At 58.2% G+C, this 20,967-nt stretch carries 18 protein-coding genes; 7 read left to right on the top strand and 11 right to left on the bottom strand.

Annotation, left to right across the window (positions count from 1 at the left end; all coding sequences use genetic code 11):
- Positions 1 to 2: 2 nt before the first annotated feature.
- The 3 genes from HK20_RS00090 to HK20_RS00080 are packed head-to-tail and all read right to left on the bottom strand — an operon-like array spanning position 3 to position 3,631.
- Positions 3 to 467 carry a hypothetical protein gene (locus tag HK20_RS00090; RefSeq protein WP_086645077.1) on the bottom strand — a complete coding sequence of 155 codons (465 nt, stop codon included), beginning with the start codon at positions 465 to 467 and terminating at the stop codon, positions 3 to 5.
- A gap of 12 nt (positions 468 to 479) precedes the next feature.
- The gene (locus HK20_RS00085; protein WP_086645076.1) at positions 480 to 1,616 is read right to left on the bottom strand and encodes a DegT/DnrJ/EryC1/StrS aminotransferase family protein; all 1,137 of its coding nucleotides are present in this window, start codon (positions 1,614 to 1,616) and stop codon (positions 480 to 482) included.
- The gene (locus HK20_RS00080) at positions 1,613 to 3,631 is read right to left on the bottom strand and encodes a nucleoside-diphosphate sugar epimerase/dehydratase (protein ID WP_086645075.1); all 2,019 of its coding nucleotides are present in this window, start codon (positions 3,629 to 3,631) and stop codon (positions 1,613 to 1,615) included. The genes HK20_RS00085 and HK20_RS00080 overlap by 4 nt, the downstream gene beginning before the upstream one ends.
- Before the next feature lie 66 nt (positions 3,632 to 3,697).
- Here HK20_RS00080 and HK20_RS00075 point away from each other — a divergent pair, with 66 nt between their 5' ends.
- Positions 3,698 to 4,723: a UDP-phosphate alpha-N-acetylglucosaminephosphotransferase gene (locus HK20_RS00075; RefSeq protein WP_086645074.1), complete on the top strand. Its 1,026-nt coding sequence runs from the start codon at positions 3,698 to 3,700 to the stop codon at positions 4,721 to 4,723.
- A 21-nt stretch (positions 4,724 to 4,744) separates the two neighbouring features.
- On the opposite strand, the gene HK20_RS00070 is transcribed toward HK20_RS00075, so the two are convergent.
- From HK20_RS00070 to HK20_RS00060, 3 genes are all read right to left on the bottom strand, one after another.
- Positions 4,745 to 5,188, bottom strand: a complete 444-nt coding sequence (locus tag HK20_RS00070) for a hypothetical protein (RefSeq protein ID WP_086645073.1) — start codon at positions 5,186 to 5,188, stop codon at positions 4,745 to 4,747.
- A gap of 199 nt (positions 5,189 to 5,387) precedes the next feature.
- Positions 5,388 to 5,801, bottom strand: coding sequence for a MarR family transcriptional regulator (locus HK20_RS00065; RefSeq protein WP_086645072.1), 414 nt, complete (start codon positions 5,799 to 5,801; stop codon positions 5,388 to 5,390).
- Positions 5,802 to 5,971: 170 nt separating this feature from the next.
- Positions 5,972 to 7,399 carry a M17 family metallopeptidase gene (locus HK20_RS00060; RefSeq protein WP_086645071.1) on the bottom strand — a complete coding sequence of 476 codons (1,428 nt, stop codon included), beginning with the start codon at positions 7,397 to 7,399 and terminating at the stop codon, positions 5,972 to 5,974.
- A gap of 112 nt (positions 7,400 to 7,511) precedes the next feature.
- Here HK20_RS00060 and HK20_RS00055 point away from each other — a divergent pair, with 112 nt between their 5' ends.
- Complete coding sequence (locus HK20_RS00055; protein WP_086645154.1) at positions 7,512 to 10,097, top strand: helicase-related protein; 2,586 nt, start codon at positions 7,512 to 7,514, stop codon at positions 10,095 to 10,097.
- A 165-nt stretch (positions 10,098 to 10,262) separates the two neighbouring features.
- Positions 10,263 to 10,595 carry a ferredoxin FdxA gene (gene fdxA, locus HK20_RS00050; RefSeq protein WP_086645070.1) on the top strand — a complete coding sequence of 111 codons (333 nt, stop codon included), beginning with the start codon at positions 10,263 to 10,265 and terminating at the stop codon, positions 10,593 to 10,595.
- A 227-nt stretch (positions 10,596 to 10,822) separates the two neighbouring features.
- Here the strand turns inward: fdxA and cyoD are convergent, their stop codons facing one another.
- From cyoD to HK20_RS00025, 5 genes are all read right to left on the bottom strand, one after another.
- Positions 10,823 to 11,155 carry a cytochrome o ubiquinol oxidase subunit IV gene (gene cyoD, locus HK20_RS00045; protein ID WP_086645069.1) on the bottom strand — a complete coding sequence of 111 codons (333 nt, stop codon included), beginning with the start codon at positions 11,153 to 11,155 and terminating at the stop codon, positions 10,823 to 10,825.
- Complete coding sequence (cyoC, locus tag HK20_RS00040; protein WP_086645068.1) at positions 11,155 to 11,760, bottom strand: cytochrome o ubiquinol oxidase subunit III; 606 nt, start codon at positions 11,758 to 11,760, stop codon at positions 11,155 to 11,157. Before cyoC ends, cyoD begins: the two co-directional genes overlap by 1 nt.
- Positions 11,760 to 13,751 (bottom strand): cytochrome o ubiquinol oxidase subunit I, encoded by a 1,992-nt coding sequence (cyoB, locus tag HK20_RS00035; RefSeq protein WP_086645067.1) that lies wholly within the window; start codon positions 13,749 to 13,751, stop codon positions 11,760 to 11,762. Before cyoB ends, cyoC begins: the two co-directional genes overlap by 1 nt.
- A 5-nt stretch (positions 13,752 to 13,756) precedes the next feature.
- A complete protein-coding gene (gene cyoA, locus HK20_RS00030) occupies positions 13,757 to 14,683 on the bottom strand; it encodes a ubiquinol oxidase subunit II (protein WP_086645066.1) in 927 nt (308 codons plus the stop codon).
- Positions 14,684 to 15,276: 593 nt separating this feature from the next.
- Entirely contained in the window at positions 15,277 to 16,050 is a 774-nt protein-coding gene (locus tag HK20_RS00025; RefSeq protein ID WP_086645065.1) for a Bax inhibitor-1/YccA family protein, read from the bottom strand.
- 254 nt (positions 16,051 to 16,304) lie between these two features.
- On the opposite strand from HK20_RS00025, the gene HK20_RS00020 reads away from it, so the two are divergent.
- The 4 genes from HK20_RS00020 to HK20_RS00005 form a co-directional block, all read left to right on the top strand.
- The gene (locus HK20_RS00020; RefSeq protein WP_143296430.1) at positions 16,305 to 16,772 is read left to right on the top strand and encodes a hypothetical protein; all 468 of its coding nucleotides are present in this window, start codon (positions 16,305 to 16,307) and stop codon (positions 16,770 to 16,772) included.
- A 208-nt stretch (positions 16,773 to 16,980) separates the two neighbouring features.
- A complete protein-coding gene (locus HK20_RS00015; protein WP_086645063.1) occupies positions 16,981 to 19,212 on the top strand; it encodes a PQQ-dependent dehydrogenase, methanol/ethanol family in 2,232 nt (743 codons plus the stop codon).
- 48 nt (positions 19,213 to 19,260) lie between these two features.
- A complete protein-coding gene (locus HK20_RS00010) occupies positions 19,261 to 20,679 on the top strand; it encodes a cytochrome c (protein WP_086645062.1) in 1,419 nt (472 codons plus the stop codon).
- 33 nt (positions 20,680 to 20,712) lie between these two features.
- A partial coding sequence (locus HK20_RS00005) for a hypothetical protein (protein WP_143296429.1) occupies positions 20,713 to 20,967 on the top strand: 255 nt, incomplete at its 3' end.

Raw genomic sequence — 20,967 nt, 5'->3', positions numbered from 1 at the left:
CCTTATGGAAAGCTGGAATGCTTGAACGGATAGCGATCAACCATCATGCGCAGCGGAGCAAAGTCCTTGTTGGAAAATGTTTCCGTGCGCACCCATGACCCATCGGGCGATTCCACAAAAACCGTAGCATTCCAATCGGCCGCACTAATCCCGGTCCACAGCGTTAGGGTCAGAACATCCTTGCCCTGAGCATCCTTGAGCTGCACATGCGAGTCCCCCGAGGACGGTGGGGTGCGGCTAAGTGGCCCCCAGCCGGACTTGTGGGTTGAAAGCCACTTGTTAACATCTGCCACTTCATCCGCTTCCAGCGGGCGCTGGCGGTGCATTGGACCCACATCAATAACGCCACTGGCAACCTGCGGAAAAGAAACAGGTTTGAAATTAGGCAGGGCAAAGGTCCAGATCACAATCGTGGTGCTTATGGTCAAAACCAGAAAGCCAATAATAAACGCCGTTTCTTTCCGCATGATATATCTTTCTTACCCTCTGACTGCGGCAATCACGCGCGCTACGTCTTGGTTTGTCAGTTCCGGGTGAATGGGCAGTGCCAGAATACGCTGCGCCAGGTCTTCGGAAACAGGAAGGGCCGTACCATCATGGTGGTCACGATAGGCAGGTTGTTTATGCAGTGGCAGGGGGTAATAAATGGCCGAAGGCACCCCTTTGCCTGCCAAGCGGGCCTGTAGGGCGTCCCGCTCCGCTGTATCTGCCAGCAATATGGCGTAAATAGCCCACGCACTGCGGCTGTCGGCCACACGTACCGGCACCTGAACACACCCGCCAAGCCCTGCATCATATTGTGCAGCTATGGCATCGCGCCGGGCCAGTTCATCTTTAAAGCTTTCCAGCTTGGCCAGAAGAACTGCTGCCTGCAGGGTATCAAGCCGACCATTCATGCCTGTGCGCAGGACCTCGTACCGGCTTGCTCCTTCGCCATGGGTGCGTAGGGAGCGGTACAGGGCAGCGCGCTCGGGGTCGTCCGTCAGAATGGCTCCACCATCCCCATACCCACCCAGTGGTTTGGAGGGGAAAAAAGACAAGGTGGTTGCCGTGGCCTCGCACCCCAATGGTTTGCCCGCCAGTTCCGCCCCAAAAGACTGGGCGCAATCCGCCATAAGGAACAACTCTTCCGCCGCAGCAATGGCCCGCAGTTCCGGCCACGGAGCGGGCTGGCCAAACAGGTCCACCCCCACAATAGCGCGCGGCCGCAGCTTGCCCGCCGCCCGCACGGCCTGTATCCGGCTTTGCAGATGCGCAGGATCGATCTGGAATGTCTTGGGGTCCACATCCACAAAAACGGGCGTTGCCCCCAGCAGCAGAGGCACCTCCGCCGTGGCGGTATAGGTGAAGGCGGGTAGAAAAACCGCATCCCCCCGGCCAATACCTTCAGCCATCATGACAATCTGGAGTGCATCCGTACCGGAAGACACCCCTACGCACTCCCGCGCACCAGCCCATTCCGCCAGACGGCCTTCCAGTTCCGCAACCTCCGGCCCCATAACAAAACGGCAATGGGCCAGCACGGCATCCAGACGCTGGCGCAGCACAGGCCCCAGCCGCTTCTGCTGGGCTGCAAGGTCAAGAAATGCAATGGGCCTGCTGTCTGAACTGCTCATGGTGCCATCTGCTCCGTGCCGTCGGCCTTTATCTGCTCGTCTTTTACCGCACCATGGGATTTTGCACCAGTCGGAGCCAGTTCGCGCACATCCCCGTTAGGGTTATGGTCAAACTCGGGCACCAGCAGGCGCAGGGCCTGCAAGGTTGCGGCTACATCACCACACCGGGCATGGGCGGTAATCTGGTCCACGGCTGCGCGCACCTCATCCATTTCCACCACACGCGGCGTTGCCATGAGCAGGCCGGGAGCATCGGTCGGCACCGAGGTCTCACGCCCATGGAACAGTTCCTCGTACAGTTTTTCCCCTGCACGCAGGCCGGTAAAATGAATGGCAATATCTTCATCCGGCTTAAGCCCCGCCAGACGGACCATCTGCCGGGCCAGATCCACAATCTTAACCGGCTCCCCCATATCCAGCACAAAAATACCGCCCTGACGGAGCAGAACCTCCATATCCGTCCCGGTTGCACAGGACATGCCGCGCACACATGCCTGCAGCACAAGCCCCACGGCCTCAGGCACGGTCATGAAGTAACGCCGCATTTCCGGGTGGGTTACGGTTAGCGGGCCGCCCCGCTCCAACTGCCGCTGGAACAGAGGAACGACAGAACCGGTGGACCCCAGCACATTGCCAAACCGCACCGTAATGCAGCGCATGGCCTTAGGCCGCCCCGAAGAGCGGGCCTGCACATCCAGCGCCTGACAGTACATTTCTGCCGCACGCTTGGTCGCCCCCATCAGATTGAAAGGATTAACTGCCTTGTCGGTGGAAATCACGATCATGGCTGCCGCCCCATACCGGGCTGCGGCATCGGCCACCACACGCGTACCGTGCAGGTTGGTCAGAACACCTTCCGCCGGATTGGCCTCCACAATCGGAACATGCTTGAGTGCTGCCGCATGGAACACCAGATCGGGCTTGTACTGGGCCATAATGGCGTTAATCCGCTCCGCATCCCGCACATCGGCCACAACCACCTTGCGCGTAATGCCCGGAGCACACTCCGCCAGTTCCACATCAATCTGCCACAGTGCGAACTCGCCATGGTCCAGCAGAACAAGGCAGGCGGGCGCGTGGCGGGCAATCTGACGCACCAGTTCGGAACCAATGGTCCCCCCGACCCCCGTTACCAGAACCGAGCGCTGGTTGATCAGGCGGTCCAGCCCGGCCTGATCCAGCGGTACCTGCGGGCGGTTCAGCAGGTCCTGCGGCTGCATTGGCTGCAAACGCACCTGTTCTGCCGGGGTCATGTCCAGCATGGCTGGCGGTCGCAGCACAGCCAGACCGTACTCTGCCGCCACATCCAGCATCTGGCTTAATGCACGGCCCCTGCAATCGGGGTCCAGCACCACCAGAGCTTCTGGCAGATGCCCCGCCGCGTTCATCTGCGCCAGCACACGGGCCAACTCTTCCCGGTGCCCCAGAATAGGCACGTTACGAATCCGGTGGCCCGTTTGTGACCGGTTCCCCCCCACCAGCCCGGCAATACGGACATTCATGTGCTTGCCGCGTTCTGCCACCTGAATAAACAGATCCGCTGCGGTATCCGACCCAATCAGCAGCACGCTTTGTCCATCGGCCCGTGGGCCGCCTGCTCTGTGCGCCAGACGGTGGAACACCCGCACCCCGCCGAGCAGAACAAGCAGCACAAGGGCGTAAATAAAGGGGAACGCAACACTGGGCAGGGGCAACCCGGCCCACACCACACCGGCAAAAAGCAGCAGAGCGCTGCTGAATGATGCACCGGCAAGCCCCAGCAGGTCCGACATGCCGGCAAAGCGCCAGTATTGCTGCGGCAGCCTAAAGGGTAGCCCCCCCACCACCAGTGAGGCACCCCCGGCAAGGGCAAACCACACTGGATGAAGCTGCACTCCATAAGGGGCCGCCAGCCAGCAGGCCAGCACTGCCGCCAACGCTGCCAGCCCGCCGTCGAGCAGGATATTCAGGGCAATCCTGTTCAGCGGCCAAAATCTTGCATATTGATGCTGGAGCTGGGAACGTTGCGATACCATGATCGTGCGCTTATAGCCCAGCGCCCGACATCCTAGAAGCAGCCTAACCGGACAACCCTCTCTTTCATGTCTTTTTTTCCCGCCGTTCTGGCTTTTTCATGCCTGCCTTGCGCTGCCCTGCTGTGTGCAGCCCTTGTGCGGTGCATGATCAGGCTGGCGGTCATGGACCACCCCGACCACCGTAGCGCCCATGCCACCCCCACACCCAAGGGGGGAGGAATCGGGGTTATGGTGGCATTCGGGCTGTTTTTTCCTGTTCTGCAGGGGGGGGCAGACCAGCCTGTTTTCTCTTTCCCATGCTTTATGGCGGCAGTGGCTCTGGTGCTTTTGTGCGGTGTCTCGTGGCTGGATGACCTGTACCAGTGGCACCCCGGCCTTAAGTTTGCAGCACAGACCATAGCCGCCTGCCTGATTGTAGCGGGCGGTGTGCATCTGACCGGGCCAACGCCGCTGGCGGGTGCGGGCCTGTCTGTTCTGTGGCTGGTTTTTATCACCAATGCCGTCAACTTCATGGACGGGTTAAACGGGCTTATTGCGGGGTGTCTGGCCTGTGCCGCCCTGTGCGTGGGCCTTGCTGCCCCGTTTTTTGGCGTGCCGGCGCTGCAATGGCCTGCCTTGCTGCTCAGCGCCTGCCTTGTGGGCTTTCTGCCCTTTAACTTCCCCCATGCCCGGATTTTTCTGGGTGATGTTGGCAGCCAGGGTTGCGGCCTGCTGGCGGGAATAGCCAGCCTGTATATTGCCAGCCATACCACCCTGCCACGCGGAGGAATACTTGGTCCCGCCCTGTTGTTCCCACTGGTTTATGATGTGCTGTTCACGCTTATCCGCCGCCTGTACATGCGGCAGACGCTTGTGCAGGCGCACCGGGGGCACCTTTACCAGATTATCTACCGTAGCGCCGTAGCGGTGCCCGTTGTCTCCTTGCTGGAATGGGGGCTAACCCTGTGGGGTGGTGGCGTTGCCTGCCTTGTAGCGCCCACAACAGGGTTCTGGAGCGGCATGGCTGGCGCAGCCCTGCTTATATTACCCCAGCTGGCATGGACTCTTTGGGGTGTGCTGCGCGCACGCCAGCGCGCAATTGGCCCGTGGTAAGCCACACACCCCGGCAAGCGGTTATTTGAGTGTTAACGTCAGCCCCTGAGCAGAACCGGCAAGCCGCGCCCCCTGCGAGATGGTCTCGATCTTGATCCGGACACCATTCTTGTTTTCCAGCACAGCCCCACCCAGGCCCTGACCCAGCGTGGCCTCGCCATGGGCTGCAGCATAGGTGCCGCTAAAATCCTTCAGGCGGTGCAGGTTATAAACCGTGCCTGTTCCCTCGATCTTGGAAAAACCGACAGCGGCAATCGTCCCGCCGGTAATGGAAAAGGCATGCGTTTTGCCGCCATAGGTCAGCTTACCCTCGCCCCACGTATAGCCCAGCCCAATATCGGCCGATTTAGCAGTCAGGGTAATTTTGGCGGTGGGTGCGCCCATGGCATCGGCGGCGTATGCGGCAGGTACGCCCGCAACAGAGACAGCCAGAGTAGCCGCGGCAACAAAAGAAGAAAAACGCATGGAACAGCTCCCTTTACAGGCGTGTCCAGAAGACTGTTAGCAACCTGAAGGTTGAAAACATCTGACACAGGTCAGGAACAACAACGCCCTCCATGCAAAAAGGTTGCCGATTACAGCCCCGCCCCCTTTCTGGAAGAGTACGAGACCCGCAACACGGCAACCTTTATACGTGCGTGTATAAAACGTGCAGGCTGGCTGATCAGGCAGCCGCAACGCGGCGCAGGCGACGCACTGTTGCCACTTTTTCTTCCTGCTGGGTGTTCTGGGCCACATCATGCGCGGTCGTGCCCATGATGGAGCGAATTTCCTTCAGATAGGAAGCGCCCTTAGGGGTACGCTGCACCAGCACGGAGCGGCGGTCCAGCGGGTCCACCTTGCGGCGTGCCAGATCCAGTTCGGTCAAACGGTCGAGTGCCCGGGTAATGGCAGGCTTGGACACGTTCAGGCTTGCCGCCAGACCGCGCACTGTATGCCCGCTTTCATCCAGATAGCAGGTCAGGAACACAGCGAGCTGACGGGCGGACAGGTCCGGCCCTTCTCCGCGCACCAGTGCAACAATGGTATCCCGCAGGGTCTTGACCAGATCCTCTGCCTTTTCTGCGGCCTGTGCCATGACGTTCAACTTCCTTTTGTGCCGGGGACCAGAGCTTTGGCCCGCCCGGCTGTGTTTTTCCGGCCCATATGCAAACCGGAATGAATCTGATGCGCTTTATATAGACACCGAAACGATTTTTTAAAGCGCTGTCACAAAAAAATATTACGCCAGAGTGGTCTGTAAAAACCCTAACTCTTTTGCGTCCGATTCGTTCCACAAAGAGAACGGATTACACGAAAAAGTGCACGAATTCCGGGAGTATCCCCGCCTTCTGGCCGTCCGGGTCTGCTGGAATCATTCCAGGCATAACTATCGATATGCACCCAGCGCTGGTCTGGTTTTACAAAATGTTCCAAAAACAGCGCGGCTGTAACAGCTCCTGCCATGGGCCGGGAGGCAATATTGTTCAGGTCCGCCACCGTGCTTTTAAGCCAGCCTGCATAACCCTGCCAGAGCGGCAGACGCCACAGGGGGTCGGCCTCGTGCTCTGCCGCCTCCGCGAACAGCATGGCCGTGGAGTCGTTGTTGCAGAACAGGGCAGGCAGGTCTGGCCCCAGCGCCACGCGGGCAGCGCCTGTAAGGGTTGCCACATCCACCAGCAGGTCTGGCGCGCTCTCACCTGCCTCGTGCAGCAGGTCACTCAGCACCAGCCGCCCTTCGGCATCGGTATTGCCAATTTCCACCGTTAAGCCCGAGCGGCTCCGGATAACGTCCAGCGGGCGCATGGCATGGCCGGATACGCTGTTTTCCACACATCCCAGCCGCAGTTCCAGCCGCACGGGCAGGTCCTGCGCCATAACCAGATAAGCCAGCGCCAGCACGGTCGCTGCCCCGCCCATATCCTTTTTCATGCGCAGCATGCCGCTGGAGGGTTTGATGTCATACCCCCCGCTATCAAAGCACACACCTTTACCAACAAGGGAGATCAGCGGTGCATCCTTGCCGGCGTGTGTGCCGTGCCAGCGGGCCACGACCACTCTGGGCCCACGCTGCGAACCATTACCCACATGCGCCAGCAGCGGATAAGCCTCGTCCAGCGCTGTGCCCTTGATGACCTCGACCTCTGCCCCAAGCGGGCGGAGTGCCGTCTTGGCCTCCCGTGCGAGCTCGGATGGCCCCAGCAGGTTGGCAGGGGTATTGATCAGGTCACGCGCAAAGCAGATAGCCCGTGCCATCTGCGCGGCCAGCCCCTTGCGCTCGGTCGCCGTCACCACAAGCCGGGGCTGCTCCCCCTGCTCTTCGGTTTTCAGGCTGTAGCGGTATGCGCCCAGAGAAAAGCCCAGAATAACATCATCCCGCGCCACATCATCTGGTGTCTGCACGGTCCAGTCCCCTGCGGGCAGGTCCTGTGCCAGCTTGCCGAATATAAACGGGTCGCGCGGCGTGGTCTTTTTTTCAGGCAGGCCAAAAAGCGCCTGCACCTTGCCCCCGGGACCGGGCACCAGCACAAGCTGGCCTGCCCGCGCGACAAAGCCGCAGCTTTGGGCAAAGCTGACCGCCGCCTCCCCTGCCAATGCCACCCATGTCTCTCGCTCACAGGCCCGCACGGCATAAACGGTGCACAGAGTCTTCCGCCTGCGCGCAACGCTCAGACAGTCCAGATCATGAATAGGCATGGCATTCCTCCTTCTGCCCGCACCCTGCGCCTCCCTTTTGCATGATGCAACGGGGGAGGCTGCACGCATTGCCGACTTGCTTTTCAGGCGCGGGCAGCGGACCATACACGGCATGAAGGTTCCCCCCCGCCAGATGGCTCTTGCCCTGCACGCAGCCCAGTGCGCAGATCAGGCTCCGGTCCGTGCCATTCTGGGCCCGACCAACACCGGCAAAACACATCTGGCGCTAGAGCGGATGCTGGCACACGCGTCCGGTGTCATCGGTTTTCCGCTCAGGCTGCTAGCGCGCGAGAACTATGACCGCATGGTGCGGCTTAAAGGGGTTCGCTCGGTTGCGCTGATTACGGGGGAGGAGAAAATCATTCCTCCGCAGGCGCGCTGGTTCTCCTGCACGGTTGAGGCCATGCCCATGCACCGCCCGGTGGACTTTGTGGCGGTGGACGAAATCCAGCTTTGTGCCGACCCCGAGCGTGGCCATATTTTTACCGACCGCCTGCTCAACGCTCGCGGCCGGTCCGAAACCCTGTTCCTTGGAGCGAACACCATTGCCCCGCTCATGCGCAGCCTGATCCGCGACATTAGCATTGAAACCCGCCCGCGCCTGTCCAGCCTGAGCCATACTGGCCACACCCGCCTGTCGCGCCTGCCGCCCCGCACGGCCATTGTCGCTTTTTCCATGGCCGAAGTGTACGCCATTGCCGAACTGATCCGGCGCAAAAGGGGTGGGTGTGCGGTGGTCATGGGCCAGCTCTCCCCCCGCACCCGCAACGCGCAGGTCGCACTGTACCAGAACCGCGAGGTGGATTATCTGGTCGCCACCGATGCCATTGGCATGGGGCTGAACATGACAATCGACCATGTTGCCTTTGCGGGCCTGTCCAAATTTGACGGACAGCGCCACCGCATGCTGGCTCCGGCGGAAATCGCCCAGATTGCCGGGCGCGCAGGCCGTGGCACGCGCGATGGCACATTTGGCACCACCGGGGAGTGCCCCCCTCTGCCAGAGGCCATGGCCGAGGCCGTGGAAACCCACAAGTTTGAGCCTCTTCCCTTTTTGTGGTGGCGTAGCAGCAAGCTCGATTTTACCTCCCCGCAAGCCCTGTATGCCAGCCTGTGCCAGAAGACCCCACACCCCAAGCTGCGCCCTGCCGAACCCGCAGCCGACATGCAGACGCTTAGCGCACTTATGCAAACCCCTGCCGTGCGCACACTGGCCACAACCACCGCACACACCCGCCTGCTGTGGGAAATCTGCCAGATACCGGATTTTCGCAAACTGGGACTGGACAGCCATATCCGCCTATGTGGCCAGTTGTTTAGCATTCTGGCCAAAGACGGGCAGTTGCCTTCCAGCTGGCTCAAAGGGCGCCTCGCCAGTCTGGAGCATACCGGTGGCGAGATAGAAGACCTGATGCACCGCCTGATGGGTATTCGCACATGGTCCTATGTTGCAGCCCACCCCGACTGGGTGGAAAACGCCCAACACTGGCAGCGCCATACCCGCATGCTCGAAGACACACTCTCCGATGCCCTGCATGAGCGGCTGGCCAGCCGGTTTGTGGACAAACGCGCCGCCAGTCTGGCCCGCAGGCTGGAAGAGGCAGATGGAGCCCCCCTGCTGTGCGCCATTAACAAGGCTGGGGAAGTGCGTGTGGAAGGGCATGACGTAGGGCATATGCGCGGCTTTGCCTTTGTGCCCGACCCCGAAGCCGCACGCTCTGATCAAGCTCTTATTCTCAAAGCCGCACGGCGTGCTGCCCGGAGTGAGATCCCCCGGCTTGTTGCCCGTTTTCTGCAAGCCCCGGAGAGCGAGATCACGCTGGACAACCAGACAGGCCACATCCTGTGGCGTGAGGAGCCAATCGCCCATTTACGCAAAGGCCCGTCGGTCCTGCACCCGGTGATCCATATTGATGATGCGGAGTTTCTGGAAGCCACCCATAAAGCCAGAATACGCGAGCGGCTGACACAATTTATGGCCTCGGTCCTTGCCCACACCCTTGGCCCGCTCTTCCGTGCGGAGCAAGCTGTGGCAGACCACCCCCTGCTCCGCGGCATTGTGCATGCTGTTACCGAAAATGGCGGCGTTGCCACCCTGCCCGCACCGCCTGTTCTTCCCCCGGCGGAAGCACTGCTGCTCCGGCGGCAGGCCATTCGGCTCCATGGCACGCTGGCTTTCTGCTCGCCATTGCTCAAGCCCCATGCCATGGCGCTCCGCAGCCTGCTGCTCCGCATCCACACGGGCCAGTCCATAACGCTGCCTTTGCCCGGTGGTGCGGTTTCCGTGCGTCTGAGCGCACCACTAGCCCCCCCGGCACAGGCACTGCTGGCCAGCCTTGGCTGGCTGCTCAGCCACAACACGCTGGTTCGACTCGATATTGCAGCCAGCCTCATGCAGGATATGCGGGTTTTGTGTGCCCGCACCCCCAAACCTTTGCCGCTCTCTCTGGCATCCCGCCTGGGGATCAGCAAAAAAGAGCTGCCCCATGTGCTCAAAGGGTTAGGAATCCGCCTGCAACCTCCCGCCCCCTTACCGCCACGTTATGCGGGGCCACCGGCACCTTTTATGGTTTTACCAACACGTCACGCAGAAAAAAGAAAACAGCGGTCCAGCCGTCCAAAACACGGGGCACATCTACAAAGTGCCCAAAATAACAGTCCTTTTGCCATTCTGCGCACGTTACGGAGCCAAATGTAGGAGCAGCCCTGCGGGCATTGAAGTGCCCCCTTTCGTCCAAGCGGGTTGCCATAGTGCAAAAAGCCCATCATATCTGCGCCATCCTTGGTGGCACGACCGGCTGGTTGGCCATCTGACCCCACGCGGCGAGCCCCACTCGACCGCCAGATAATTTCGGAGATGGCAATGACCTACGTGGTCACTGAAAACTGCATCCGCTGCAAATTCATGGACTGTGTGGAAGTCTGCCCCGTTGACTGCTTCTACGCCGGTGAAAACTTTCTGGTTATCAACCCGGATGAATGCATTGACTGCGGCGTATGCGAACCTGAATGCCCGGCCGAAGCCATTTTCCCCGACAGCGACGACCGGTCAGCAGCGTGGGCGGAAATCAACACAAAATATGCCAGCCAGTGGCCCAACATTACACGCAAGGGCACCCCACCGGCTGATGCGCAGGAATGGAAAGACAAGCCCAACAAGGCTGACCTTCTTTCCCCCGAACCGCACAAGGACTGAAACCCCACCTGACTTAAGGGGTTTTACCAACAAAAAGGCACCGGTTTTCCGGTGCCTTTTTTGTTGGGCGCAGTACAACCTTCGCAAAGGGTAACAGGCGGTGCAACGCGCAGCGCCCCAGCATTGCCCGGCAGCAGGCCAATAAAAAACCCCGGAGCCTGAGCCCCGGGGTTTTTTATTGCTGACCGCCGCCCTGACCTAAGCCAGAGCAGCGAAGCGCCATGATATCAGCGAGACATCATGTTCATGGACGTGTTCGCCATGACAAAGACCGTGCCGACAATAAGGATGGACACGAAAGCAACGGTGAAAACAAACGCAATGTTGTTCCAACGTGCTTCAGAACCACCACCCATGTGCAGGAAGTAGTGCAGGTGCACCAGAACCTGAACAAGTGCCAGAACAGAAAGCACCGCCAGCGTGCCGGTTGGCGCAAGGCTGTGGCTCATGACCACACCAAACGACAGAACCGTCAGGATAACAGCAAGAACAAAGCCGATAAGGTACGAAGATACGCTACCGTGGCTCTCGCCCGAGGAGGATGTGTTCGGATTGCTCATCAGATCATGCTCGCCAGATAGACATAGGTGAAAACACAGATCCAGACGATATCCAGGAAGTGCCAGAACAGGCTCAGGCAGGTGAGCTTGTTCATCATGCGTTCCGGAATTTCAGTTGTCCCCATCAGCTGAACCATCAGGGTAACAATCCAGATCAGACCACACGTCACGTGCAGACCGTGGGTGGAAACCAGCGTGAAGAACGCAGACAGGAATGCACTGCGATCGGGGCCAGCACCATCCGCGATCATGTGCGCGAATTCACGCACTTCCAGACCAACGAACCCAAGACCCAGCAGGAATGTGACGCCAAGCCACATGATAACCGAGCTGATCTGGGTCTTATGGGCGGCAATCATGCCAAACCCATAAGTAATGGAAGAGAGAAGCAGGAGGGCTGTTTCCAGCCCAAGCCCACCAAACTCGAACAGTTCGTGCGGGGTTGGCCCACCGTTGAACTGGTTACGCAGGACTGCAAACGTGGCAAACAGGGAGCCAAAGATAATGCAGTCCGTCATCAGATAGACCCAGAACCCGAACACCACCGTATTTTCGTGGTGATGTTCGTCGTGGCCTGCGGTCGGAACAGTTGTGTTCTGTGCCATTATTCTGCTGCCTGTGCCATCAGTTTACGGGTGTGCTCGTTTTCGATCCGGGCAACCTCTTCGGCAGGGATATAGTAGTCAATATCCTTGTTAGCGCTGCGTGCAATGATCGTAGCGATCACACCCACAAGGCCAATGGCTGCCAGCCACCAGATGTACCACACGGCGGCGAAACCGAAGATCAGGGCAAAAGCACCAGCCGAAATACCAGCTGCCGTGTTTTTCGGCATATGGATTGCTTCGTACTGACCGCCAGCCTGACGGGTATCAATGCCGTTTTCCTTGTCGTGCATATAAGCGTCAAGCGAGCTGACATGCGGGACAATGGCGTAGTTATACACCGGCGGAGGAGAGGAAGTGGACCATTCCAGCGTACGGCCGTTCCAGGGATCGCCCGTGAAGTCACGGTTTTCAGGCTTGTTGCAGTCGCGGATGGAGACAAAAATCTGCATCAGCTGGCAAACAACACCGAACAGGATGAGCACTGCGCCAACTTCAGCGATCAGCATCCAGGGATGCCAGGCCGGGTTGTCATAGTGGTTCATACGGCGGGTCATGCCTTCGAAGCCGAGAACATACAGCGGCATAAAGGCAAAGAAGAAGCCAACGAGCCAGAACCAGAAGGCGCGGATGCCCCAAGCTTCGTTCATTTTGAAGCCAAGAACCTTCGGAGCCCAGAAGTTCATGCCACAGACGTAACCGAAGTACACACCACCGATAATCACGTTATGGAAGTGAGCAATCAGGAACAGACTGTTGTGCAGCACAAAGTCGGAACCGGGGATGGCCATCATAACACCGGTCATACCACCGATGGTGAACACCACCATGAAGCCAACAGCCCAATACATGCAAGCATGGTACTGGATGCGACCTTTATACATGGTGAACAGCCAGTTGAAGAGCTTAACACCGGTCGGGATGGAGATGATCATGGTTGCGATGCCGAAGAAGGCATTCACGTCCGGACCAGCGCCCATGGTGAAGAAGTGATGCACCCACACAAGGAAGGACAGCACCATGATGGAGCAGGTTGCATAGACCATGGTCTTGTAACCGAAGAGCGGCTTGCCGGAGAAGGCAGGCACAACTTCGGAGAACACACCAAAGGCAGGCAGAACAAGAATGTAAACTTCCGGATGGCCCCAAGCCCAGATCAGGTTCAGGTACAGCATCTGGTTGCCGCCACCATCATTGGTGAAGAAGTGCATACCGAAGTAACGGTCCAGACCCAGCAGGGCGACAGCAACCGTCAGCACGGGGAAGGTTGCCATGATCAGGATGGAAGAGCAGAAAGCCGTCCACGTGAACACGGGCATCTTCAGCCAGGTCATGCCTGGAGCGCGCATCTTAACAATGGTGACAAAGAAGTTCACACCGGTCAGCAGCGTGCCAACACCAGAGATCTGGATTGCCCAGATATAGTAGTCAACACCCACGCCAGGGCTGAACTGCATTTCGGACAGCGGGGGATAAGCCAGCCAGCCGCACTGCGAGAACTCACCAATGAACAGGGATATGTTCACCAGCATGAACGCAACAGCCGTCATCCAGAAGCTCAGGTTGTTCAGGAACGGGTAAGCCACGTCACGTGCGCCAATCTGCAGCGGCACAATGAAGTTGAACAGACCGGTCATGAACGCCATGGCTAGGAAGAAGATCATGATCGTCCCGTGAGCGGAGAAGATCTGGTCATAGTGATGCGGGGGCAGATAACCGGGGTTACCCGCATAAGCCAGCGCAAGCTGGGTACGCATCATGATGGCGTCCGCAAAACCGCGGGCCAGAGCAACCAGCGCCAGTACAATGTACATGACAGCCAGACGCTTGTGATCGACAGAGGTAAACCACTCTTTCCAGAGGTAGCCCCACTTGCCGTAATAGGTAATCAGTCCCAGTACCGCGACACCGACAATGAGAACGCCGATGAACGTACCTACTAGGATCGGCACATCCAACGGGATGGCCGAAAGCGATAGTCTCCCTAGCATAGATCCTATTCCTTCATATTCATGTCGGACATCGCGGACTGCTGCACCTGAATCATTTTGCCAGTGCTTTTGTCCATGACCATGCCGTTGTTGTATTTGGCAACGATCGTGTTGAACATGCCGGGTTCAACATGCGCGAAATATTCGACGGGGTTCGCTTCGCTCGGTGCAGCCAGTTTAGGATAGGTCTGGCTATCCAGCTGTTCGGAAGATGCACGCACCTTTTCGACCCAAGCATTGAACTCGTCATTGCTCATGGCCAGGGCATGGAAGTGCATGTCCGAGAAACCACGCCCACTGTAGTTGGCGGATTCACCCATGTAATCGCCCGGCTCGCTTGCCAGCAGATGAAGCTGGGTCTGCATGCCTGCCATTGCATAAATCATGGAACCAAGACGCGGGATGAAGAACGAGTTCATCACGGAATCAGAGGTGATGTCGAAATCAACAGGCGTATTGACCGGCATAGCCAGCTGATTAACTGTTGCAATTCCCTGTTCGGGGTAAATGAACAGCCATTTCCAATCCTGCGCCACAACCTGAACATGCAGCGGCTTGGTATTGGCTTCTGCCTCAAGCGGCTTGTAGGGGTCCAGAGAATGACAGGTCTGGTAGGTGATCACTGCCAGAAACAGAATAATCAGAGACGGAACGCCCCAGATCACCACTTCAATCTTGTTGGAATGGCTCCATTTCGGCAGATATTCGGCACTCGTGTTGGACTGGCGATACTGCCAAGCAAACCAGAGTGTCAGAATAATGGTCGGAACCACTACGATCAGCATTGCGATCACAGAGGTGGTAATAAGAGTTTTAACCCCCTCTCCCACCGGGCCTTTCGGGTCCAGAACGTCTAGTTCGCACCCGGCAAGCAGCAACGCTGACGATAGGCCGCCCAATCGCGCCGTTCTCGCCAGTAACTTGTTTTTCATCGCACGCCTCTTGGTTCTGACATCAACTTAGCCTCACAAAGACTTTTGCCCTGCTGCCACAGAAGCCTGACAACAGCAAGAAAAACCGCGTCCCGGCATGGGGAGCCCTTTCTGTTCCGCACCAGCAACACATTCTGGCCATCCAAGATGAATACCCCGAATATGTTGCTTACGGCGCAGCCCCCCATGCACGGCGGAAACGCATTGCGCCTACTTTATTCCTTACGCGGGGATTCTCAAACGTCAGAAAAGTTCCATCTGCCTTTCGTCACAATCAGTTAGCCGCTGTGAGCATGGCTTTTGCCTACTTTTGAGGCGGCTGGATGACCCAAATAGCATATCACGGAATGTTTCATAATATTTCAAAAAATTCAATAATGGCAAAATTTAGTCTGAAATTTCATATTGTTAGAGAGCACACAAAATCTCACATCCCTGTTACAACTTAAAGAATTGAAATCAGGACCATTTTTGCACCCATTCTTGATTTTCATGCCATCATTCGGACCAAGCATAACTGCCCATACAAAAAAACCCGGCCATAACTGGCCGGGCTTTCCTCTGGCAGGACCAAGAGTGCTGCTCTGGAGCTCTCAGTCGCTGGAATTGCGGACACCCATGAACTGCAGCAGGAACTGAAAGAGGTTGATGAAGTTCAGGTACAGGCTCAGCGCATCATAAACACTGCGCTTGGCGGTCATTTCCGGGCCTTCATATGCGGCAAACTGCGGGTAGGTAACCCGAATCCGCTGGGCATCAAACGCGCTGAACGCCGTGAAAACGAGCACACCCGCAATGCTGTAGAGGTAATACACAGTCGGGCTTTTGAGGAAGAGGTTGACCAGAGCGGCAATGACCAGCCCAAACAGCCCCATCATCAGGAACGACCCGAACTGCATGAGGTTAGCCTTGGTCACGTAACCCCACAGGGAGGTCGCGCCAAACATGCACGCCGTTACCAGAAACACGCGGACAATGGAGGTCCCGGTATAGATAACGAACACACTGGCCAGACTGGCCCCCATAGCCGTACAGAACGCCCAGAACAGCGCTTGCGCCCCCTGAAGAGACAGCCGGTTGATCCCGAACGACATGACCAGCACAAACGCCAGCGGGGAGAGCATGGCCAGATCACCCAGCAGAGTGGGGCGCGGCAATGGACCCGCAGCAGTCAGGTAGATCTGAAAAAACAGGTCGCTCAGACCGGTATTGGCAATGACGTACGCCACAATCCCGGTCAGCAGAAGGCCAGATGCCATCCAGTTATAAACACGCAGCATATAGCTACGCAGACCAGCGTCCAGACTGGCCTGATCGTTCCAGCCTGACGCTGATGCGGGGGAACGGTAGTCGTTACTAAACGACATGGTTTTCTACACTCCTTACCCAGACAAGCTGGCTTTGCTTTATACTTGTGGCTGCCCTGCCTTTCCGTCAAGGGTATCACACGTCATATAATATAAGGCCGGCCGACAATCTGTTCGGGTCACGGCCTGCTTCCTCCCGCACCCTGTCACAAGGCCCGGATATGCACCTTATTGCCGGTCTTCCGCTCCCGGTGGAGATGCGCCTTTTCCTCCATGGTTTTCAGGACTTCTTTCCCTCTCGGGAGTGGAAGCCCATGCCACTGCTTTACCTGCCCCTTGTGTCCTTCGGGCGCATGCAGCCGCAGGTCTGGGAGGAACTGGACCAGACCCTGTACACGCTCCACCTGCCTGCCCCGGCAACGCTCCGGCATACGGGTTTTGGCGTGAGTCTGAAACGGAACCGAATCATGCTGGAGGCCACTGTAGAAGCCTCTGTTATAGATCACCTTTCCGTGAAAATCAGGAACCAGGCGCGGCTGGCTGGCGTCTCCTCGACACACTCCCTCCTCCCCTCGGGCGTTGCCCTGGCAGACATTACCGATGTGGACCCGAATGTGTGCAATTTATGGCTTGCAACCCACCGCCATCTCTTTGCCCAGACAGAAGAAGTTTGCGAATTCACCGTGTTCAAGACTGGAAAAAACCGTGAAAACCCTTTTTGGGAGGTGATGGCGGAATACCAGTTTGCTGATGGCTTCCCACACACCTCCAATTTGTTATAACATGATCTTTCCGCAGTTCCGTTCCCGCTCCTGCATGCGCCGGAACCGACCTTTTGCACCCCTGATCTCTACAAGGAACGAATACGTGGGGATGCAGCTATTCTCTTGGCGTGATTGACATACAGCGCCCGCCTTGGCTGATGTGTGAGAAACCGGATTTCCGGCTCTATTTTTCCTCATCTTGATACACAGTCGAGGACATGAACGCATGACCCGCCCCGCCTCCGCCAAGAGACGTTCGCTGCTAGGAATTCTCGCGGCTGGAACAATCTGTGCCGCTGCCCTACCTTACGCAGCAGCCCCTGCCCGCGCCGACAGTCAGGGTGACACGGGACAAGCCATCATCCATGCCGATGAGCACCCCGAGAACTGGCTGTCCTATGGACGCACCTACTCTGAACAGCGCTACAGCCCGCTGGATCAGATCAACCGCTCCAACGTTGGTAACCTGAAGCTGGCCTGGTACTACAATCTGGACAGCAACCGCGGTCAGGAAGGCACGCCTCTGATTGTGGACGGCATTATGTATGCCACGACCAACTGGTCCAAAATGAAAGCCCTTGATGCGGCAACCGGCAAGCTGCTGTGGGAATACGACCCCAAGGTGCCCGGCAACATTGCCGACAAGGGCTGCTGTGACACGGTTAACCGTGGCGCTGGCTACTGGAACGGCAAGGTCTATTTTGGCACGTTCGATGGCCGCCTGATTGCGCTGGATGCCAAAACCGGCAAAAAAGCGTGGGAAATCAACACCATTCCTGCCGATGCCTCTCTGGGCAAGCAGCGCTCCTATACGGTTGACGGCGCTGTGCGCATTGCCAAGGGCCTTGTCCTTATCGGCAACGGTGGCGCAGAATTTGGTGCCCGCGGCTTTGTCTCCGCTTTTGATGCGGAAACCGGCAAGCTGAAATGGCGCTTCTACACGGTTCCGAACAACAAGAACGAACCCGACCACGCTGCGTCGGATAATGTTCTGATGACCAAAGCCTACCGGACATGGGGCCCCAACGGGGCATGGGTCCGTCAGGGCGGTGGTGGCACCGTGTGGGACTCCATTGTGTATGACCCCGTGTCCGATCTGGTCTATCTGGCTGTCGGTAACGGTTCCCCCTGGAACTACAAATACCGCTCCGAAGGCGTTGGCAACAACCTGTTCCTTGGCAGCATTGTCGCCGTCAAGCCAGAAACGGGTGAATATGTCTGGCACTTCCAGGCCACCACCATGGACCAGTGGGACTACACCTCTGTCCAGCAGGTCATGACCCTTGATGTGCCGATCAATGGTGAAATGCGCCACGTTGTGGTGCAGGCTCCCAAAAACGGCTTCTTCTACATGCTCGATGCCAAGACGGGTGAATTCCTGGCTGGCAAGAACTACGTGTACGAAAACTGGGCCAGTGGTCTGGACCCGCTGACGGGCCGCCCGATCTACAAGCCTGAAGGCCTGTGGACCCTGAACGGCAACTTCTGGTACGGTATTCCCGGCCCGCTGGGCGCCCATAACTTCATGGCCATGGCGTACAGCCCCAAGACCCATCTGGTCTATCTACCTGCACACCAGATTCCATTTGGTTACCAGAACCAGGCTGGCGGCTTCAAACCCCACCCCGATGCCTGGAACCTTGGTCTGGACATGACCAAAACCGGTCTGCCTGACTCGGCCGATGCCCGCTCCGCTTACCTGAAGGACCTCAAGGGCGAGCTGCTGGCATGGGATCCCGTGAAAATGGAAACCGTGTGGAAGATCGACCACAAAGGCCCATGGAACGGTGGCGTTCTGGCAACGGGCGGCGATCTGCTGTTCCAGGGCTTGGCCAACGGTGAATTCCACGCCTACGACGCAACCAACGGTGCCGATCTTTACAAGTTTGACGCACAGAGCGGCATTATTGCTCCGCCCGTGACCTACAGCGTAAACGGCAAGCAGTATGTTGCAGTTGAAGTGGGCTGGGGTGGCATCTACCCGATCTCCATGGGTGCCATGGGCCGTACGTCGGGCTGGACCGTCAACCACTCCTACGTGGCCGTGTTCTCGCTCGATGGCAAAGCCCAGCTGCCTGCCATGAACGAACTGGGCTTCCTGCCCGTCAAGCCGCCTGCGGAATATGACACCAAGGAAGCTGCCAAGGGCTACTTCCAGTACCAGACCTACTGCCAGACCTGCCACGGCGACAACGGCGAAGGTTCGGGCGTTCTCCCTGACCTGCGTTGGTCCGGTGCCATCCGCCATGACGATGCATTCTACAACGTTGTGGGCCGTGGTGCGCTGACCGCTTACGGCATGGACCGTTTTGACACGAGCATGAAGCCTGAAGAAATCGAATCCATTCGTCAGTACCTCATCAAGAGGGCGAACGAGACCTATCAGCGCGAAGTGGATGCCCGAAAGAACGCTCAGGGAGTTCCTCAGACCCCTGTCGTGGGCATTACGCCCCAATAAAGCGGCAGTCATAACGTCATTCGGTACACAAGCGATACAGTGGTAAAAATGATGATGAACAGACTAAAAGCCGCTCTTGGAGCGGTCACTGTCGGGCTTCTGGCAGGAACCTCCCTGGCACATGCGCAGGGAGCGGATGAAGACCTGATCAAAAAGGGCGAATATGTCGCCCGTCTTGGTGACTGTGTGGCTTGCCACACAGCACTGAATGGTCAGAAATTTGCAGGTGGGCTGGCAATCAAAACCCCCATCGGCATGATCTACTCGACCAACATTACGCCAGACCCCACCTACGGGATTGGCACCTACACGTTGCAGGAGTTCGATGAAGCCGTGCGCCATGGCATCCGCAAGGATGGCAGCACGCTTTATCCGGCCATGCCTTACCCGGCCTTCTCCCGCATGACGCAGGACGATGTGAAGTCGCTCTACGCCTACTTCATGCACGGCGTGCAGCCTGTTGCCCAGAAGAACCGTGAGGCAGGCATTAGCTGGCCTCTGTCCATGCGCTGGCCGCTGGCCATCTGGCGCTCCATGTTTGCGCCCACACCCAAGGACTTTACGCCTGCTCCGGGCACGGATGCAGACATCGCCCGTGGTGAATACCTAGTAACGGGTGCAGGGCATTGCGGCATGTGCCATACGCCGCGCGGCTTTGCCATGCAGGAAAAGGCTCTGGATGCCTCTGGTGGTCCGGACTTCCTTGGCGGTGGCGCTCCGATCGACAACTGGATTGCGCCCACACTGCGCAACGACCCGGTTGTGGGTCTGGGTCGCTGGTCTGAAGAGGACATCTTCCTGTTCCTCAAATCCGGCCGTACCGACCACTCCGCAGTCTTTGGCGGCATGGCCGACGTGGTTGGCTGGAGCACCCAGTACTTCACGGACTCCGACCTGCACGCCATTGCAAAATACCTGAAGGCCCTGCCTCCGGTTCCGCCGTCACGGGGGGATTACACGTACGATCCGTCCACGGCTCAGGCTCTGGATTCTGGCAACACGGCCAACAACCCGGGCGCACGGGTTTATGTTGAGCAGTGCGCAGCCTGCCATCGTAACGATGGTGGTGGTGTAGCCCGGATGTTCCCCCCGCTGGCTGGCAACCCGGTTGTTGTTGGGGATGACCCGACCTCCATTGCCCATATTGTTATGGCTGGTGGTGTTCTGCCGCCCACCAACTGGGCACCTTCCGCCGTTGCCATGCCGGACTACAAGAGCGTTCTGTCCGACCAGCAGATGGCTGATGTGGTCAACTTTGTCCGCTCCGCCTGGGGTAACAAGGCTCCGGCTAACGTGACGGCTGCTGATGTCCAGAAACTCCGTCTGGACCACGCTCCGATCCCGACCACCGGCTGGGCTGACCCCACGTCCGCTACGGCAACCTGGGGCCTGTTCATGCCGCAGCCCTACGGCGCTGGCTGGACCTTTGCTCCGCAGACCCATAACGGGGTGGACGCAGAACAGTAAGGTCTAACCAACCTTACCTCTGCCCCTCACCAGATGGGCTGGATTACAAAAAACACCGCAGTGGCAACGCTGCGGTGTTTTTTATGGCGTGAAGCCAACATTACCAAACTACCCGTAAGCCACCTGCCACAACATAAGGCAGAACGGCTTGGCTCTTTCTCCTATGCCCTTGCAGGTCTGCCGTCAGATGTGCGGAGTAAAGCACCAGCCCCAAGCAGGGTTGCTACAGCCACACTGGCACTGGCACTGGCACTGGCACTGGCACTGGCACTGGCACTGGCACTGGCA

The sequence above is a fragment of the Acetobacter sp. DsW_54 genome, assembly GCF_002153575.1.
Lineage (GTDB): Bacteria > Pseudomonadota > Alphaproteobacteria > Acetobacterales > Acetobacteraceae > Acetobacter > Acetobacter fabarum.
The sequence above is the reverse complement of the archived record's forward strand: the minus strand, read 5'-3'. Positions and strand labels throughout refer to the sequence as shown.

Excerpts from the sequence above, each read along its gene's own strand:
- HK20_RS00090 (WP_086645077.1), bottom strand. The coding sequence starts at position 467 with ATGCGGAAAGAAACGGCGTTTATTATTGGCTTTCTGGTTTTGACCATA.
- HK20_RS00085 (WP_086645076.1), bottom strand. The coding sequence starts at position 1,616 with ATGAGCAGTTCAGACAGCAGGCCCATTGCATTTCTTGACCTTGCAGCC.
- HK20_RS00080 (WP_086645075.1), bottom strand. The coding sequence starts at position 3,631 with ATGGTATCGCAACGTTCCCAGCTCCAGCATCAATATGCAAGATTTTGG.
- HK20_RS00075 (WP_086645074.1), top strand. The coding sequence starts at position 3,698 with ATGTCTTTTTTTCCCGCCGTTCTGGCTTTTTCATGCCTGCCTTGCGCT.
- HK20_RS00070 (WP_086645073.1), bottom strand. The coding sequence starts at position 5,188 with ATGCGTTTTTCTTCTTTTGTTGCCGCGGCTACTCTGGCTGTCTCTGTT.
- HK20_RS00065 (WP_086645072.1), bottom strand. The coding sequence starts at position 5,801 with ATGGCACAGGCCGCAGAAAAGGCAGAGGATCTGGTCAAGACCCTGCGG.
- HK20_RS00060 (WP_086645071.1), bottom strand. The coding sequence starts at position 7,399 with ATGCCTATTCATGATCTGGACTGTCTGAGCGTTGCGCGCAGGCGGAAG.
- HK20_RS00055 (WP_086645154.1), top strand. The coding sequence starts at position 7,512 with ATGAAGGTTCCCCCCCGCCAGATGGCTCTTGCCCTGCACGCAGCCCAG.
- fdxA (WP_086645070.1), top strand. The coding sequence starts at position 10,263 with ATGACCTACGTGGTCACTGAAAACTGCATCCGCTGCAAATTCATGGAC.
- cyoD (WP_086645069.1), bottom strand. The coding sequence starts at position 11,155 with ATGAGCAATCCGAACACATCCTCCTCGGGCGAGAGCCACGGTAGCGTA.
- cyoC (WP_086645068.1), bottom strand. The coding sequence starts at position 11,760 with ATGGCACAGAACACAACTGTTCCGACCGCAGGCCACGACGAACATCAC.
- cyoB (WP_086645067.1), bottom strand. The coding sequence starts at position 13,751 with ATGCTAGGGAGACTATCGCTTTCGGCCATCCCGTTGGATGTGCCGATC.
- cyoA (WP_086645066.1), bottom strand. The coding sequence starts at position 14,683 with ATGAAAAACAAGTTACTGGCGAGAACGGCGCGATTGGGCGGCCTATCG.
- HK20_RS00025 (WP_086645065.1), bottom strand. The coding sequence starts at position 16,050 with ATGTCGTTTAGTAACGACTACCGTTCCCCCGCATCAGCGTCAGGCTGG.
- HK20_RS00020 (WP_143296430.1), top strand. The coding sequence starts at position 16,305 with ATGCCACTGCTTTACCTGCCCCTTGTGTCCTTCGGGCGCATGCAGCCG.
- HK20_RS00015 (WP_086645063.1), top strand. The coding sequence starts at position 16,981 with ATGACCCGCCCCGCCTCCGCCAAGAGACGTTCGCTGCTAGGAATTCTC.
- HK20_RS00010 (WP_086645062.1), top strand. The coding sequence starts at position 19,261 with ATGATGATGAACAGACTAAAAGCCGCTCTTGGAGCGGTCACTGTCGGG.